A 15,807-nucleotide genomic window follows, 5' to 3' on the forward strand; every position below is an offset into this window, starting at 1 on the left:
GACGATCACGTGGCGGCTCTGTTGCACGGCCGTCGAACAGGCGTTTTGTCCGGTGGGCGCCGGTTACGGTCCGTTCCGGCGCATCCGGTATCCGGACACGCCTTCCTGTGAGCGAACGACCTTCCTGGGGGAGAAACCTGTGCGCGCCCACCGCCGCCGGACCACCGCAGCCCTCGCCGCCGCCACCGCCGCGGCCGCCCTGGCACCCGTACTGCTCGCCGCACCGGCGACCGCCCACCACCCCCACGACCGGGGGCCCGGCAGGCTCGCCGAGCGGCTGGTGGCGGAGACCTCCGGCCGCGGCGCCTACCGCCACCTCGCGGCCTTCCAGCGGATAGCCGACGCCAACGGCGGCAACCGCGCGGCCGGCACCCCCGGCTACGACGCCTCCGCCGCGTACGTCCACGACACCCTGAAGAAGGCCGGTTACCGGGTCACCTACCAGGAGTTCGACATCCACGAGGCGGTGACGAAGACCGAGCGGACCACCGTCCTCGGCGCTGACGGCGCCGCCGCCCGCGAGCTGCCCACCGCCGCCTTCACCTTCACCAGGAGCACCCCGGCCGGCGGCCTGACCGCGCCGGTCGCCGCCGCCCGGGTGGACGACACCCCCGGCTGCGACGCCGCCGACTACGCGGGGACCGCGTTCACCGGCAGGATCGCCCTCGTCAAGCGGGGCGCCTGCACCTTCGTGGAGAAGCAGAACGCGGCGCACGCGGCCGGCGCGCTCGGCGTGATCGTCTACAACCACAGCGGCACCACCCCGGTCCGGGGCGGCTTCGGTTCGCCCGCCGAGGGCCTGATCCCCAGCGCGGGCATCTCCCTGGACGACGGCGAGGCACTGGCCGCGGCCGCGGCCCGGGGCGAGGTCCGAGTGCGCCTGGACCTCGACCAGCGGCACGTCAAGCGCACCACCCGCAACGTGATCGCCGAGACCCGGGCGGGCCGCGCGGACCGGGTGGTGACGGTCGGGGCCCACCTGGACTCCGTCAAGGAGGGCCCGGGCATCAACGACAACGGCTCCGGCTCGGCCGGCCTGCTGGAGACGGCGCTGGAGCTCGCCGAGGCGGCTCCGGTCAACAAGCCGGGCAGGGCCAGGGGCAAGCAGATCGCCAACAAGGTCCGCTTCACCTGGTGGTCGGGCGAGGAGCTGGGCCTGCTCGGTTCCGAGCACTACGTCTCGAAGCTGTCCGCGCAGCAGAAGCGGGACATCGCCCTCTACCTCAACTTCGACATGATCGCCTCGCCGAACCCGGCGCAGTTCGTCTACGACGGCGACGACTCCGACCGCACCGGGGCGGGTGCCGGACCGGCCGGCTCCGCGCACATCGAAGCCCTGATCAACGGCTTCCTGGACCGGAAGGGCAAGCCCCACGAGGGCAGCGACTTCGACGGCCGTTCCGACTACGGGCCGTTCATCGCGAGCGGCATCCCGGCCGGCGGCACCTTCACCGGCGCCGAGGGCATCAAGACCGAGGAGCAGGCGAGGCGTTACGGCGGCCGGGCCGGCGTCGCGTACGACCCGAACTACCACGGGGCCGGCGACGACCTGGACAACCTCGACCACCGGGCCTTCGACACCAACGTCGACGTCATCGCCCACGCCGTCGGCACCTACGCCCAGGACCTGGGCACGCTCGGGAAGTGACCGGACGGAAGGGGCCGGCACCCGAAACCGGGCGCCGGCCCCTCCGTCAGAGCGTCACTGCGTCACACCGCTACGGGGTGACCTTCTCGATCTGCACGCTGCCGGTGCCGGCCGCGGTACCGCGGGCGTTCAGCAGCTGGACCTGGCCGAAGAACTGCCGGCCCTCCGGGGCCGCCGCGTTCACCAGGACGTTCGCCGAGACCTGCGCCGAGGCGCCGCTGGCGAGGTTGACCGCGGCCGACTCGTCCACCTGGACCGAGCCCAGGGCGGAGGAGAAGTACACGTCGCGGTAGTCGTACGTGGTGGTGCCGGCCGGGATCGCGTAGCCGAACACCTCGATGGTGTAGGTGCCCGGGCCCGGGTTGACCAGGCTGACGGACTCCTCCGAGTCGCCGTCGGCCGAGGAGCCGACCTTCACGCCGTCCTTGTAGACGTCGAGGTCCAGGTCGGCGCCCGCGTCGGAGACGTTGCCGATGGCCACGTCCAGACGGGAGACGCCCTCGCCGAGGGTGACGGTGGTGGTGTGCGTCTCACCGGCGGCGATGGTGGGCTTGGCGACCTTCGCGGAGCCGAGCGGGCCGCCCTTCAGCTTGCCGCCGGCGATGCCCGCGAAGTCGTTCTTCACGGTCCAGGTCACCGGGGCCGGGGTGCCCTGCTTGACCTCGGGGAGGACCTTGACCGCGGGGTCGAAGGTGCCGCCGAGGACGGACACGTCCAGCTTGTAGGGGTTGTCGAGCAGCGGCGAGGTGCGGCGCGACTCGACCTCGATCTCCCAGACGCCCGGCTGCGGGTTCTCGTACGAGCGCAGGTCGGGACGGCAGGTGTTCGCCGGGTTCTCGTAGTTCGGGTAGCAGTTGACCGTGGAGGTCGGGTCCACCGGCACGCCGTACGGGTGGATCGCGACGAACCGGGTCTGGCTGCCGGCCGCCAGGCCGCCGAGGGCGACCTCGAGGGACTTGGCGCCCTCGGGGACGGTCACGAAGTACGAGACGTGGCTGTTGCGCTGCACCGTGCCGGTGTGCGCGACGGAGTACGAGGGCTTGGCGAGCTGCGCGGACGCGACCACGGTGGTGAGGATCTGCTTGTCGATCCCCTCGGTGGTCTCGTCGTCGAGCTGGAGGATGCCGCTGTGCACGCCGGCCGTCGTGGCCCTGGCCTCGACCTTGATGGTGACGGGCTTGTTCAGCGGCAGGGTGACGTAGTCGTAGCCGCCGAGGACCTTGAAGGTGCCGTCGTCGTTGCGCCAGCTCAGGTTGTGCCGGGTGCCGTACTTCACGCCGGTGGTGCGGGTGACGACGACGTCGTAGACCTTCTTCTGGCCGACCTTCAGGCCGCCCTCGCGGTCGTACAGGCCGGTGCCGAAGCCCGGGGTCTTCAGGAACTGGTCGATCGCGGTGTCGACCGGCGCCTTGACGGTGAAGTCGTTGGACTTCGGGCCGCGCTGGATCGACTCCCAGGCGGCGCCCACGTCCATCAGGCCGGCGCCCTGGGCGTGCGCGGGGGAGCCCGCGATCTTCTTGGCGGTGCTGGTCAGCGCGGTGCGCAGGGCGGCCGGGGTGAGCGCCACACCGTGCTGCTTGGCGGCCGAGATCAGCAGGGCCGAGGCGCCCGCCGCCTGCGGCGAGGCCATCGAGGTGCCCTGGAGCATGCCGTAGCCGGCCGGGAGCTGGTAGCCGGCCTCGGCGACCGGGGCGCCCGGCAGCCAGGTCTGGATCGTGTTGATCGAGGCACCGGGGGCGGCCAGGGTCGGCGTCATGCCGCCGTCCTCGCGCGGGCCGCGCGAGGAGAAGTTGAACATCTCGTACTTCTTGGCCACGCCGGAGCCGTAGTTGGCGGCCCAGGTCTCCTTGGAGACCGAGGCGCCGACGCTGATGACCTTGTCGGCGAGCGAGGGGTCGCCGATGGTGTTGAGGCCCGGGCCGGAGTTGCCGGCCGAGATGACCAGCTGGACGCCGTAGGTGTCGATCAGGCGGGTGTAGAGCTCGGCGCGCGCGTTGTTGCCGTCGTTCAGGGCCGGCAGGCCGCCGATGGACATGTTGACGATGTCCACGCCACGGTTGACGACGAGGTCGATCATGCCCTCGGTCAGCGCGACGTTGGTGCAGCCGCCGGACCAGGAGCAGGCGCGCGAGGAGACCAGCTTGGCGCCGGGGGCGGCACCGTTCATCTTGCCGCCGAACAGGCTGTTGGCGGCCGTGATGCCGGCCACGTGGGTGCCGTGCTCGGACTCGATGATGCCGACGTTGACGAAGTCGGCCTTCTTGCCGACCCAGTCGCCGCCCAGCGGGTCCATCGCGACGTCCTTGCGGATCTCGATCACGAACGGGATCCGCTCGGCGACCTCGGTCGCCGGGTCGTCCGTGCCGAAGTACCCGACCTGGTAGCCGTCCTTGTACGGCTTCATCGGGTCGTTGTCGGTGAAGTCGCCATCCTGGTCGGTGTCGACGCGGACGGTGCCGGCGGCCGGGTCGTAGAGCATGCCGAACCGGTCGGTGGTGTCGCCGTCCCGGTTGACGTCGCCCTTCATGTCACCGTTGGCGGTGATCGACTCGCTGAACCGGCTCCACTGGAAGTTGCCCTCCGGGGCCTTCCAGCTCTGCCCGCCCGCGGTGAAGGAGCCGCCGCTGGGGGTGACCGGGGTGATCTGGGCGCGCCAGGTCCCGTCGGAGTCGGTGATCGGGTCGGTCGCCGTGACCCAGTCGACGATCTTGCGCTCGCCGGTGGTGGTGGTCTGGAGCGCCGGGTGGCCGAGGTCGACGCCGGAGTCCAGGACGCCGATGGTGACGCCGCGGCCGTCGGCCTGCGGGTTGTTCTTGACGAAGTCCACCGCGCCGGTCTCGAAGGACGGGTTGTACGGGTTCTTCGCGGGGGTGTCCTTGCCCGGCGCCGGGTAGGTCCCCTCGGCCGTGCGCTGGGTCTTGCCGGCCTTGCGGTCGGCGTCCGGACGGGGCTCCGGGAGCTGGATCTCGTGCCGCAGGTCGATGCCGTGCACGGAGGACAGCTTCGCGGCGGCCTTCAGGGCCGCCTCCGCCCTGGCCGTCGGCAGCGTGGCGCGGACGTAGCCGAGCTTGTCGTACGTCTGCCCCACCGAGCCGCCCTGGACGGCGTCGAGCTGCTGGGCCACCTGCTCGGTCTGGCCGGGGGCGGTGGCGACCATCACGGTGACGGTCTTGTCGCCCTTGGCCTCGGCCTCCTGGAGCAGCTCGACGTCGGCCGAACCAAGCTTCTGGTCGGCGGACTTGACGGGCGGTGCGATCGTGCCGGGGTCATCGGCGCTGCCGGCCGCGAACGCGGGCACGGCGCCGGAGGCCGCGAGGGCGGCCACCAGGCCGGCCGCGGCCGCGACGCGGGCCACGCGTCTGGCCCCGGGTATGGAGCCGGGGGATTCGAGGGTCATCAGCATCCCTGTATGTGAAAGAAACGGTCCGGATTTCGGTGCCGGATGACCGGTCAGCTTTGCGCAAGGGACTGCTGTTTGGGGAGGGTTGCCAAGGATCCGGACCGGACCTGGCGGACACTCGCCAGCGCGGGGTATGCGCCAGCGGGGCCGTACCGGGACATGCCGGTACGAACCCAAGCGGTCGAAGAATCGGTTTGTTGACTTTCCGGCCTCGGTCGCCCGTCAGGTCGTCGCCCCTTCCCGACCGAGGTGTGACAACTTCCGTCCGATCAGCGCTCGCGCGTGCGCGCGTAGTGCCGCGACGCCTTCGCGCGGTTCCCGCAGCGCTCCATCGAGCACCAGCGCCGGGTGCCGTTGCGCGAGACGTCCAGGAAGTGCAGCACACAGCTGTCGGAGGCGCACTTGCGGATCCGGTCCGGCCCCGAACGCAGCAGGTCCAGGTAGTTGCGGGCCGCGGTCCAGGCCGGCCCCCACGCCGGGTCGGCGAACTCGGCCCGTTCCCCGGGGCCGGCGGCGGTCAGCGTGGCGCGGATCCGGCCGTGCTCCAGTACGGCGTCGACCAGCGCGAGGGCACCCGGATCGGCCGGGTCGGCCACCACCCGGGCCAGCGCCTCGCGGGCGGTCAGCAGGTGGACCAGGGTCGCGGCGTCGGCCCGGAACCCCCGCTCGGCGTGCAGGCCGGTGCCGCGCAGCCAGATCTCCAGCCCCTGTACCCGGGTCAGGCCGAGGCCCGCCCCGGCGAAGAGGTCCACCGGCTCGCCCTCGGACATCCAGCGGGTGTTCAGCAGGTCCACCGCCACCGGTTCCCCGGTCAGCGGACGGGGGTCGGTCGCGGTCATCGTGGCGCCTCCGGTCGTCGAACTAACCCCTCAAGCGTACGTGACCGGTTGACATCCGATCTTCTAACCCCTAACTTCAATTTAGAAGGTTAGAAACCTTGAGGACCTTGAGGGAGAGGGACCGCCATGACGGCCGCCATCAGCACGCTGCGCACCACCCACGTAGGCCTGAACGTCACCGACCTGGCCCGCTCGACCGGCTTCTACCGGGACGCGCTCGGGTACGAACTCCTCGCCGAGGGCAAGGAGGAAGGCCGGCGCTTCGCCCTCCTCGGCCAGGGCGGCGAGCTCGTCCTCACCCTGTGGGAACAGGCCTCCAGCGGCTTCGCGCCCGCCGCGGCCGGACTCCACCACCTGGCGCTCGCGGCCGCGGACATCGACGAGGTCCGCGCGTACGAGACCCGGCTGCGCGGGCTGGGCGTCGACTTCGCCTACGACGGGATCGTGGCCCACGGGGAGGGGGCCGCCTCCGGCGGCATCTTCTTCCACGACCCCGACGGGATCCGCCTGGAGATCTCCGTCCCCACCGGCGCCGAAGGCGCGCCCTCACCCGTCGAGGCCGCTCCCACCTGCGGCTTCTTCGAGATCGGAAGGGAGGCCCGGCATGATCCGCGCCTACCACCCGGGCACCCGGGCCGTGCAGGACCGCGTCGGGGTCCGCGAGCTCGCCGACCACGTCGGCCGCTCCATCGGCCCCGTCGTCAAGGACGTCGCCGCCGCCTTCCTGGCCCTGCAGCCGTTCCTCGTCGTCGGCGCCGCCGACGCGCGGGGCCGGCTGTGGGCGTCACTGCTGACCGGCGCGCCCGGCTTCGTACGGGCGGACGGCGCCCGCCGCATCACGGTCAACGGCGGCCCCGCGGCCGGGGACCCGCTGTCCGGAGCGCTCGGCCGGGCCGGCACCCCGGTCGGCACGATCGCCCTCGACCCGCGCACCCGCCGCCGCATGCGCCTGAACGGCACGCTGGAACCGGTCCCCGGCGGTTTCGCCGTCGAGGCAGAGCAGGTATTCGCCAACTGCCCGAAGTACCTGCAGAAACGCCATCCGCTCCAGGCGCTGCCGGAAGGACCCGGCGTACTGCTGCGCGGCGACTCCCTCACCCCGGCCCAGCAGGACGCGCTCCGCGCCGCGGACACGTTCTTCGTCGCCACCACCGCCGAGGACGGGGTGGACGCCAGCCACCGCGGCGGCGGCCCCGGCTTCGTGCGGGTGCGGTCCCCGCACGAACTGGCCTGGCCGGACTACCCGGGCAACGGCATGTTCCTCACGCTCGGCAACCTCGCGGCCGACCCGCGCGCCGGACTCCTCGTCCCCGACTGGGAGACCGGGGCGGTGATCCAGCTCAGCGGGCGGGCACGGACCGGGTTCGGGGCGGACGGCGGACGTACGGTCACCTTCACCGTGGAGTCCGTGGTCGAGAGCCTGCCCGCCGGGCGGATCGTGTGGACCCCGCCGGAATACTCCCCGGCCAACCCTCCCGTGGCCGCTCACCGGGGCAGCACCACCACGTAGGCGGCCGGGTCCCGGTCGCCGGACGCCGTCAGGGCGGTCCGGACGACCGCGGCCTGCTGCTCGGCGTGGTCGCGCAGCTTGCGCGGGGTGACGTGCACGACCGTCACCCCGAGCCGCTCCAGCGCCTCGCGCTTGCGGGCGTACTCCGCCCACTGCTCGTCCTCGCCCTGCCGCGGGGCACGGGTGTCCAGCTCGACCGCCACGGCGTGGTCCGGCCAGTACGCGTCCACCCCGCCGAGGTGCGGACCGCCCGGGATCCGCAGGTCCACGTTCCAGCACGGCTCGGGCAGCTGGAACCGGCGCACCATGTCGTACAGCCGGTCCTCGGCGAGGGCCCGGCCCTCCGCCAGCAGCGACTCGACGGCGTCCACGACGTGCGGTCGGTTCAGCAGCCGCGCCACCGTCAGCTCCCGCACCAGCGCGGCGGGTTCGCAGTGGCCGCCGCGCACCGCCTCGCCGAGCAGCCGGCGTGCGGTGCCGGCGTCGTCGGACAGCTGGGCCACCGCGTCCGCGACGGCCCGGGCGACGGGAGCGACGGGGAGACCCGTCACCTCGGCGGGGCGCGGCGGCACCGCGGTGCGCACGAGCCGGGCGCAGCCGGCGGAGCGGAGCCGGCGGGTGGCCGGCACGAGCACGTCGAGGTGCTGGAGGGCGAGCAGCGGGGGAGCGGAGCTGAACCGGTACAGCGCGAGTGCCGCCAGCCCGGTGATCATGGCCTCCCCGCCACGGCGGCCGCCCGCGTACAGCAGCACGGCGTGCAGCCGCTCCTCGCTGGTCGCGGGGCCGGAGTGGAGCAGGAACACCCCGGGCAGGATCTGCTGCCAGGGCCGCTCGGCGGCGTCGGCCGCGGTCACGCCGTGCTCGCGGAGCTGGGCGAGGGTCATGACGCGGGGACGGCTGCCGGTGCCGGCGAGGTGCCGGAGGGGGAGGGGGGTGTTGTGGTTCATGCCGCTGGGATTCCCGGAGGGCGGGGCCCCGCTAACCCGTGTTACACGCCCGCGACCAAACCGGGACAACCCCGCACTAAAGTACGCCCGTTCGACAACCGATACCCCGCCGCGCCGATGCTGCCGTGCCCTGGCCGCCCTTCCAGCCCGAGCGGCGCCTGAGCGGGCCCGGCGGGCGCTCCGCCCGGCCACGTGCGGCGCCGCCCCACACCCTCCCCCAGACTCCGTCCGGGGGGACCCCCACGCCTCAAACGCCGGCGAGGCTGGGTGGGGCGGCGCTTTCAAGCCCGAGCGGCGTTTGAGCGGGACCCGCCGGTGGCGGAGTCCCGCAGGTTCGCCGGGGTCCGCCCGGGCGGGGCGGGCCCGGGGCCGGCGTTACGCCGGAGTCGCCGCGGCCGCGTCGCGGGACTGGGCGCGGAGGGCGCGGGCCAGGTCGTCGCGGGACTCCAGGACCAGCCGCCGAAGCGCCGGCGCCGCCCCCGCCCGCTCCGCGAGCCACGCGTCCGCCGCCGCCAGCGTCGCCTCCGAGTCCTGGAGGGACGGGAACAGCCCGCGGACCACGTCCATGCCGATCTGGATCGACCGGTCCGCCCAGACCCGCTCCAGCACGGCGAAGTACGGCTCGGCGTACGGCGCCAGCAGCGCCCGCTGCGAAGGCTGCTGCATGCCCGCGATCGTCGCCTCCACCAGCGCGTTGGACAGCGCGTCGGACTCGACCACCGCCGCCCACGCCTGGTCCTTCACCGCCGCCGACGGCCGCGCCGCCATGCACCGCACGTGGTGCCGCTTGCCCGACGCCGTGTCGTCACGGGCGAGTTCCGCCGCCAGGACGGCCTCGTCCACCGCGCCGTGCGCGGCCAGCGGCAGCAGGAAGTCCCAGCGCAGCTCCTGGTCGACCTCCAGCCCGTCGATCCGGGCCGTCCCGTCGAGAAGCCCCAGCAGCAGCTGGAAGTCGCCCTCGCTGGAGGCGCTCGCCGCGAAGAACCGCGCCCACGTCAGCTGGTGTTCGGAGCCCGGGTCGGCCAGCCGCAGCTCGTGCAGCGCGCCCGCGGCCAGCTCCCGCCCGCCCTGCTCCCGCCACGCCGGCGCCGCGTAGTGGGTGATCGCCCCGAGCGCCTGCGCGTGCAGCATCTGGAGCACGCCCACGTCCGATTCCCGCCCGGCGAACGCCAGGACCAGGGACAGGAAGTCGCGGGCCGGCATCAGCCCGTCCCGGGTGAGGTTCCACAGCGCCGACCAGCACAGCGCCCGCGCCAGCGGGTCGCGGACCGACCCCAGGTGCCGCCGCAGCGTCGCCAGCGACTGCTCGTCGAAGCGGATCTTGCAGTACGTCAGGTCCTCGTCGTTGACCAGCACCAGGTCCGGCCGCGAGGACCCGGCGAGCTCGGCGACGACCGTGCGCGGGCCCGCGACGTCCGCCTCCACCCGCGCGTACCGGACCAGCGAGCCGTCCGTCTCCAGCCGGTACAGGCCGACTCCGATGCGGTGCGGCCGCAGCTCCTCGCCCTCCTGGACGACGGCCAGCTCCGCGATCCGCCCGGCCGCGTCGTACGCGACCTCCGGGGTCAGCGCGTTCACCCCGGCCGTCTGCAGCCAGGCCCGCGACCACTCGGCCATGTCCCGCCCGGACACCTCGCCGAGCACCGACAGCAGGTCGTCCAGCGTGGTGTTGCCGTAGGCGTTCGCCTTGAAGTAGCGGCGCGCGCCCTCCAGGAAGGCCTCCCGCCCGACGTAGGCGACCAGCTGCTTCAGCACCGCCGCGCCCTTGGCGTACGTGATGCCGTCGAAGTTCAGCTTGGCGTCCTCCAGGTCACGGATGTCGGCCGTGATCGGGTGGGTGGACGGCAGCTGGTCGGCCCGGTACGCCCACGCCTTCCGGTTGTTGGCGAAGGTCACCCACGCCTGGTCGAAGCGGGTGGCCTCGACCTGCGAGAAGGAGCCCATGAAGTCCGCGAAGGACTCCTTCAGCCACAGGTCGTCCCACCACTTCATGGTGACCAGGTCGCCGAACCACATGTGCGCCATCTCGTGCAGGATCGTGTTGCAGCGCCGCTCGTAGGACGCCCGCGTCACCTTCCCGCGGAAGATGTACTCCTCGCGGAAGGTCACCATGCCCGGGTTCTCCATCGCCCCGAGGTTGTACTCGGGGACGAAGGCCTGGTCGTACTTCCCGAAGGGGTAGGGGAAGTCGAAGTTCTCGTGGAAGAAGTCGAATCCCTGCTTGGTGACGAGGAAGACGTCGTCCGCGTCGAAGTGCTTCGCCAGCCCCTTCCGGCACATCGCGCCCAGCGGGATGGTCAGGTCCCCGCGGGTGTAGGTGTCGGTGACGTAGTGGTACGGCCCGGCCACCACGCACGTGATGTACGTCGAGATGGGCGCGGTCTCCGCGAACCGCCAGACCCCGCCCTCCCGCGACTCCTCCGCGCCGTTGCTCCACACCTGCCAGCCCTCGGGCGCGGTCACGGTGAACCGGTAGGGCGCCTTCAGGTCGGGCTGCTCGAAGTTGGCGTACACCCGGCGCGCGTCGGCGGGCTCGTACTGGGTGTAGAGGTAGACCTCGCCGTCCTCGGGGTCGACGAAGCGGTGCATGCCCTCACCGGTCCTGCTGTACGCGCAGTTCGCGTCCACCACCAGGACGTTCCGGGATTCCAGGCCCTCCAGGGCGATCCGGGTCCCGTCGAAGACGGCCGCCGGGTCGAGCTCCCGCCCGTTGAGGGTGACCGCGTTCACCGAGGGGGCGAGCAGGTCGGCGAAGGTGGAGACGCCCGGCGCGGCCGCCCGGAAGCGGATGGTGGTCACCGAACGGAAGGTGCGCGGGCCGTCGGCCGGCTCGGCCTCGTCCACCGCGGACCTCAGGTCGAGGACCACCTCGTACCCGTCGACGGACAGCAGCTCGGCCCGCTCGCGGGCCTCGTCGCGGGTCAGGTTCTCACCGGGCACAGGCACTCCTTCGTGCGATCTCGCCTTCTTCGGATCGAATCCTCCCACGGGAATGCCACGTACTTCCGGCCGGTTGGCCAGGTGGAACACCACCGGCCCCATGAGCAAGAGGAGTGACATGCCCGACACCGAGGCGCGTGCGAAGACCCCCGTCGACTTCTGGTTCGACCCGCTCTGCCCCTGGGCCTGGATGACCTCCCGGTGGATGCTGGAGGTGGAGAAGGTCCGCGACGTCGAGGTCCGCTGGCACGTGATGAGCCTGGCCGTCCTGAACGAGGACCGCCTGGAGGAGCTGCCCGAGGTCTACCGGGAGCTGCTCGGCCCCAAGGGCTTCGCCCCGGTGCGCGTGGTGACGGCGGCCCAGCAGAAGCACGGCGACGAGGCCGTGGGCAAGCTGTACACCGCGCTCGGCACCCGCTTCCACAACAAGGGCGAGGGCCCGACCCGCGAGGCCATCGCCGGTGCCCTGGCCGACGCGGGCCTGCCGGCCGAGCTGATCGACTTCGCCGACTCCGACGAGTACGACCACCTGCTGCGCGCCTCCCACAACGACGGCATCCGGCGCGTCGGCCAGGAGGTCGGCACCCCGGTCATCTCCGTGCCCGGCGCCGACGGCGAGGTCGCCTTCTTCGGGCCCGTCGTCACGCCCACCCCGCGCGGCGAGGCCGCCGCCCGGCTGTGGGACGGCACCCTGCTGGTGGCCTCCACCCCGGGCTTCTTCGAGATCAAGCGGACCCGTACCGCGGAGCCGCAGTTCGACTGACCGGCACGGCCGCCGGCGCCCGTGGCGACGGCGGCGGCAGGCGTACGCACGGCGGAAGGCCCCCGCGAGTCACGTCCTCGCGGGGGCCTTCCGTTACACACCAGCCGGTGAAGGTTGAGAAGACGATCACGAGGCTGGGGGCATCTCCCGGCGGTGCCGGGGGAGGCTCGGGGGTGCCGATCAGCCCTTGACGGGGATCAGCAGCGGGGTGTTCGCCTTGGCGTCGGCGTAGCGCTTCGCCACGTCCTGCCAGTTGACGACGTTCCACATCGCCTCGATGAAGTCCACCTTCTGGTTCTTGTACTGCAGGTAGAAGGCGTGCTCCCAGGCGTCGAAGACCAGGATCGGGGTGCTGGCGACGCCCACGTTGCCCTGGTGGTCGTAGACCTGCTCGACGACCAGACGGCCGCTGACCGGCTCGTACGCGAGCACGCCCCAGCCGGAGCCCTGGGTGGCGGAGGAGGCGAAGGTCAGCTGCTTCTTGAACTTGGCGAACGAACCGAAGGACTCGGTGATCGCGTCCGCCAGCTCGCCCACGCCGTCGGCGGCGGTCGGCTCGCCGCCGCCCTCGCCGGTCTTCGGGCTGGCCATGTTGTGCCAGTAGATGCTGTGCAGGATGTGGCCGGAGAGGTGGAACGCGAGGTTCTTCTCCAGGCCGTTCAGGGCGCCCCAGTTCTCCTTCTCGCGCGCCTCCTCCAGCTGCTCCAGGGTGTTGTTGGCGCCCGTGACGTAGGCCGCGTGGTGCTTGTCGTGGTGCAGCTCGATGATCTGCGGGTTGATCACCGGCTCGAGAGCCGAGTACTCGTACGGAAGCTCGGGAAGCGTGTAGATGGCCATGCGTGTGATCCGGTCCCCTCAGCGTGCCAACTGCTTATTGCAATCAATGCGCAACTGCACGCTAGCAGTATCTATTCCGTGTCACACGTAAGGGTTACCTACCCCCGGGACGCCGGTGGGCCCGTGCGGACGCACGGGCCCACCGGGGGTCGGAGTCGGGGAGCCGGGCCTACTCGGCGGCCGCCGGCCGCCGCTGCACCGCGTACCCGGCGAGGGCCAGCGCGGCGGTCAGCCCGCCCGTGAAGACCACCTGCACCCGGGTGTCGGCGTCCCACGCCATCAGCACCAGCACGCCCACGACGCCCGCCAGGGCCACCCAGGTCAGGTACGGGAAACGCCACATCCGGACGACCAGCCGCTCGGGCGCCTCCCGCTCGGTCCGGCGGCGCAGCACGGACTGCGACACCGCGATGAACCCCCACGAGCGGCCGCAGCCGGGGTGCGGGCTTTCAAGCCCGAGCGGCGTTTGAGCGGGCCCGACCGGGCTTCGGCCGAACACGTGGGGCGCTGCCCCACACCCTCCCCCAGACTCCGTCCGGGGGGACCCCCACGCCTCAATCGCCGGCGAGGCTGGATTTCCCCGTCCGGCACCGGGTTTGCCGGGCCGCGCCCGCCGGGACCCGCGCAGCACGGGCCGCGCCCGCCGGGGCCGCGCAGGGCTGGGCCGCGCCCCGCCCCGGTCAGGGGCGGTGGGTCGTCGGGGCGCGGCGTTCGCGGAGGGCGGCCACGGCCAGGACGACCAGTGCCGCCCCGCCGGACCACAGCAGCTGCGGCCGCGCCCCGTCGTCGAACAGCATCAGCACCAGCACCGCCGCCATCCCCGCCAGCGCCGCCCACGTCAGGTACGGGAACGCCCACATCCGCAGGATCAGCCGCTCCGGCATGTCCCGCTCGATCCGCCGCCGCAGCTTCAGCTGCGACACCGCGATCAGCGCCCACACGAACAGCAGCACCGCGCCCACCGCGTTCAGCATGTAAAGGAACACCGTGTCGGGCCACAGCAGGTTCAGCACCACCGACCCGAACCCGAACGCGACCGAGGCGAACACCGCGCGCCGCGGCACCCCGCCCTCGGACACCGCCAGCAGCGCCTTCGGCGCCTCGCCCCGCTCGGCCAGCGAGAACACCATCCGCGAGGACCCGTACAGGTTCGCGTTGAGCGCCGACAGCAGCGCCACGAACACCACGATGTTCATGATCTGCCCGGCCGCCGGGATCCCGATCGAGTCGAGCACCGCCACGTACGGGCTCACGCCCGGCTCCATCGCCGTCCACGGCAGCAGCGTGACGATCACCAGCATCGAGCCGATGTAGAAGAGCAGGATCCGCCAGACCGCGCTGCGCACCGCCCGCGACACCGACCGCGCCGGGTCGTCGGACTCGGCCGCGGCGATGGTGACGACCTCCAGGCCGCCGAAGGCGAAGACCACCGCCAGCACGCCGGAGATGACCCCCGCCCAGCCGTTGGGCAGGAAGCCGCCCTGACCGGTCAGGTTCGTCAGGCCCACCGGGTCGGTGTCCGGCAGCAGGCCGAAGACGGCCAGCGTCGACAGGACGAGGAACAGCACGATCGCGCCCACCTTGAGCGCGGCGAACCAGAACTCGAACTCGCCGAAGTTCCGCACCGCGGCCAGGTTCGTCGCGGTGAAGACCACCATGAAGATCAGCACCCAGGCCCACTGCGGAACCCCCGGCACCCAGCCGTTCGCGATGGTCGCCGCGCCCGTCGCCTCCACCGCGAGCACGACCACCAGCAGGAACCAGTACAGCCAGCCCACCGAGAACCCGGCCCAACGCCCCAGCGCCCGCTCCGCGTGCACCGAGAAGGACCCGGACGCGGGCAGCGCGGCGGACATCTCGCCGAGCATCCGCATCACCAGCATCGCGAGCGCGCCCGCGAAGAGATAGGAGAGGACGATGCCGGGGCCGGCGAGGGCGATGCCCGCCCCGGACCCCACGAAGAGTCCGGCGCCGATGACGCCGCCGAGACCGAGCATGGTCAGGTGGCGCTGCTTGAGGCCGTGGCCGAGGGGTTCCTCGGTGAGTTCCGGCAGTGGTGCTTGTGACATCCCGACAGTGTCCCCGAGTCCCGCTCGGCCACGCAAAAAGGACGCGCCACAACCAAAGCCCTGCGTGATTCGCATCACTCCGGGCGTCACGGCGCCGCCGCGAGGGAAGCTCTTTGTGCATTCCCCACGAAGCCCGCCGCCACGGCTTTGTCCCGGGACGCGCTGTGACCGGGCGGCCGCCGCGCGTAGCGTCACCCTGTCCCCAACCGTCCCGATCCCACCGCGGAGCCCCTCATGAGCACTGCTTCCGTCGTCACCCGTCCCGGTCTGGTCCTGGCCGACCTCCTGCCCGCGAGCCGCGTCCGCGACATCGCCCTGGTGGCCGGCGGTACCGCGCTGACCGGCCTGGCCGCGCAGATCTCCGTGCCGGTCCCGGGCTCACCGGTCCCGGTGACCGGCCAGACCTTCGCCGCCCTGCTGGTGGGCACGGCCTTCGGCGCCCGCCTCGGCTTCCTGGCGCTGGCCCTGTACGCGGCGGCCGGTGCCGCCGGGGTGCCGTGGTTCGCCGGCGGCACCTCCGGCGCGTTCGGCGCCTCGTTCGGCTACGTGCTCGGCATGCTGCTGGCGGCGACCGTCGTCGGCGCCCTCGCCCGGCGCGGCGCCGACCGTTCGGTGCTCCGTACCGCCGGCACCATGGTCGTCGGATCGGCGGTCATCTACGCCGTCGGCGTCCCGTACCTGATGGCCGCCACCGGCATGTCCCTCGGCGCGGCCGTGGCCGCCGGCCTCACCCCGTTCCTGATCGGCGACGCCGTCAAGGCCGCCCTCGCGATGGGCGCCCTGCCGGCCGCCTGGAAGCTGGCCGGCCGCCGCGGCTGACCGCCCGCCCCGGCCGCCACGCCCGGCCGCCCCGC

General features: G+C 72.6%; 10 protein-coding genes and 2 pseudogenes. 5 read left to right on the plus strand and 7 right to left on the minus strand.

Going from position 1 to position 15,807, the window contains the following annotated elements; translation table 11 throughout:
* The first annotated feature begins 139 nt into the window (after positions 1-139).
* The gene (locus tag ACFY61_RS06300) at positions 140-1,648 is read left to right on the plus strand and encodes a M28 family peptidase (protein WP_389467649.1); all 1,509 of its coding nucleotides are present in this window, start codon (positions 140-142) and stop codon (positions 1,646-1,648) included.
* A gap of 70 nt (positions 1,649-1,718) precedes the next feature.
* Here ACFY61_RS06300 and ACFY61_RS06305 read toward each other — a convergent pair whose 3' ends face one another.
* Both ACFY61_RS06305 and ACFY61_RS06310 read right to left on the minus strand, forming a co-directional pair.
* Positions 1,719-5,045, minus strand: a complete 3,327-nt coding sequence (locus ACFY61_RS06305) for a S8 family serine peptidase (RefSeq protein ID WP_389467652.1) — start codon at positions 5,043-5,045, stop codon at positions 1,719-1,721.
* Between the two features lie 272 nt (positions 5,046-5,317).
* On the minus strand, positions 5,318-5,887 hold the full coding sequence (locus ACFY61_RS06310; protein ID WP_389467654.1) for a CGNR zinc finger domain-containing protein: 570 nt from the start codon (positions 5,885-5,887) through the stop codon (positions 5,318-5,320).
* 126 nt (positions 5,888-6,013) lie between these two features.
* Between ACFY61_RS06310 and ACFY61_RS06315 the strand changes: the two are divergent.
* A pseudogene (locus tag ACFY61_RS06315) lies at positions 6,014-6,469 on the plus strand (VOC family protein); the annotation flags it as partial.
* Between the two features lie 22 nt (positions 6,470-6,491).
* Positions 6,492-7,397 (plus strand): pyridoxamine 5'-phosphate oxidase family protein, encoded by a 906-nt coding sequence (locus tag ACFY61_RS06320; RefSeq protein WP_389467655.1) that lies wholly within the window; start codon positions 6,492-6,494, stop codon positions 7,395-7,397.
* On the opposite strand, the gene ACFY61_RS06325 is transcribed toward ACFY61_RS06320, so the two are convergent.
* Complete coding sequence (locus ACFY61_RS06325; RefSeq protein WP_389467658.1) at positions 7,373-8,344, minus strand: hypothetical protein; 972 nt, start codon at positions 8,342-8,344, stop codon at positions 7,373-7,375. The genes ACFY61_RS06320 and ACFY61_RS06325 overlap by 25 nt on opposite strands.
* 375 nt (positions 8,345-8,719) lie before the next feature.
* The gene (gene pepN, locus ACFY61_RS06330; RefSeq protein ID WP_389467660.1) at positions 8,720-11,284 is read right to left on the minus strand and encodes an aminopeptidase N; all 2,565 of its coding nucleotides are present in this window, start codon (positions 11,282-11,284) and stop codon (positions 8,720-8,722) included.
* Between the two features lie 100 nt (positions 11,285-11,384).
* Between pepN and ACFY61_RS06335 the strand changes: the two genes are divergently transcribed.
* Entirely contained in the window at positions 11,385-12,047 is a 663-nt protein-coding gene (locus tag ACFY61_RS06335) for a DsbA family protein (RefSeq protein ID WP_389467663.1), read from the plus strand.
* A 180-nt stretch (positions 12,048-12,227) separates the two neighbouring features.
* On the opposite strand, the gene ACFY61_RS06340 is transcribed toward ACFY61_RS06335, so the two are convergent.
* From ACFY61_RS06340 to ACFY61_RS06350, 3 genes and pseudogenes are all read right to left on the minus strand, one after another.
* A complete protein-coding gene (locus tag ACFY61_RS06340; protein WP_389467665.1) occupies positions 12,228-12,884 on the minus strand; it encodes a superoxide dismutase in 657 nt (218 codons plus the stop codon).
* A 169-nt stretch (positions 12,885-13,053) separates the two neighbouring features.
* A pseudogene (locus ACFY61_RS06345) lies at positions 13,054-13,305 on the minus strand (amino acid transporter); the annotation flags it as partial.
* A gap of 259 nt (positions 13,306-13,564) precedes the next feature.
* Positions 13,565-14,953: an amino acid permease gene (locus ACFY61_RS06350; protein WP_389467668.1), complete on the minus strand. Its 1,389-nt coding sequence runs from the start codon at positions 14,951-14,953 to the stop codon at positions 13,565-13,567.
* Positions 14,954-15,187: 234 nt separating this feature from the next.
* Here ACFY61_RS06350 and ACFY61_RS06355 point away from each other — a divergent pair, with 234 nt between their 5' ends.
* Positions 15,188-15,772: a biotin transporter BioY gene (locus tag ACFY61_RS06355; RefSeq protein ID WP_389467669.1), complete on the plus strand. Its 585-nt coding sequence runs from the start codon at positions 15,188-15,190 to the stop codon at positions 15,770-15,772.
* Positions 15,773-15,807: the final 35 nt, after the last annotated feature.

This window comes from Streptomyces sp. NPDC012888 (assembly GCF_042900645.1).
Lineage (GTDB): Bacteria > Actinomycetota > Actinomycetes > Streptomycetales > Streptomycetaceae > Streptomyces.

Coding starts and splice junctions, on each gene's coding strand:
- ACFY61_RS06305 (WP_389467652.1), bottom strand. CDS start 5,045: ATGACCCTCGAATCCCCCGGCTCCATACCCGGGGCCAGACGCGTGGCC.
- ACFY61_RS06310 (WP_389467654.1), bottom strand. CDS start 5,887: ATGACCGCGACCGACCCCCGTCCGCTGACCGGGGAACCGGTGGCGGTG.
- ACFY61_RS06320 (WP_389467655.1), top strand. CDS start 6,492: ATGATCCGCGCCTACCACCCGGGCACCCGGGCCGTGCAGGACCGCGTC.
- ACFY61_RS06325 (WP_389467658.1), bottom strand. CDS start 8,344: ATGAACCACAACACCCCCCTCCCCCTCCGGCACCTCGCCGGCACCGGC.
- ACFY61_RS06335 (WP_389467663.1), top strand. CDS start 11,385: ATGAGCAAGAGGAGTGACATGCCCGACACCGAGGCGCGTGCGAAGACC.
- ACFY61_RS06340 (WP_389467665.1), bottom strand. CDS start 12,884: ATGGCCATCTACACGCTTCCCGAGCTTCCGTACGAGTACTCGGCTCTC.
- ACFY61_RS06350 (WP_389467668.1), bottom strand. CDS start 14,953: ATGTCACAAGCACCACTGCCGGAACTCACCGAGGAACCCCTCGGCCAC.
- ACFY61_RS06355 (WP_389467669.1), top strand. CDS start 15,188: ATGAGCACTGCTTCCGTCGTCACCCGTCCCGGTCTGGTCCTGGCCGAC.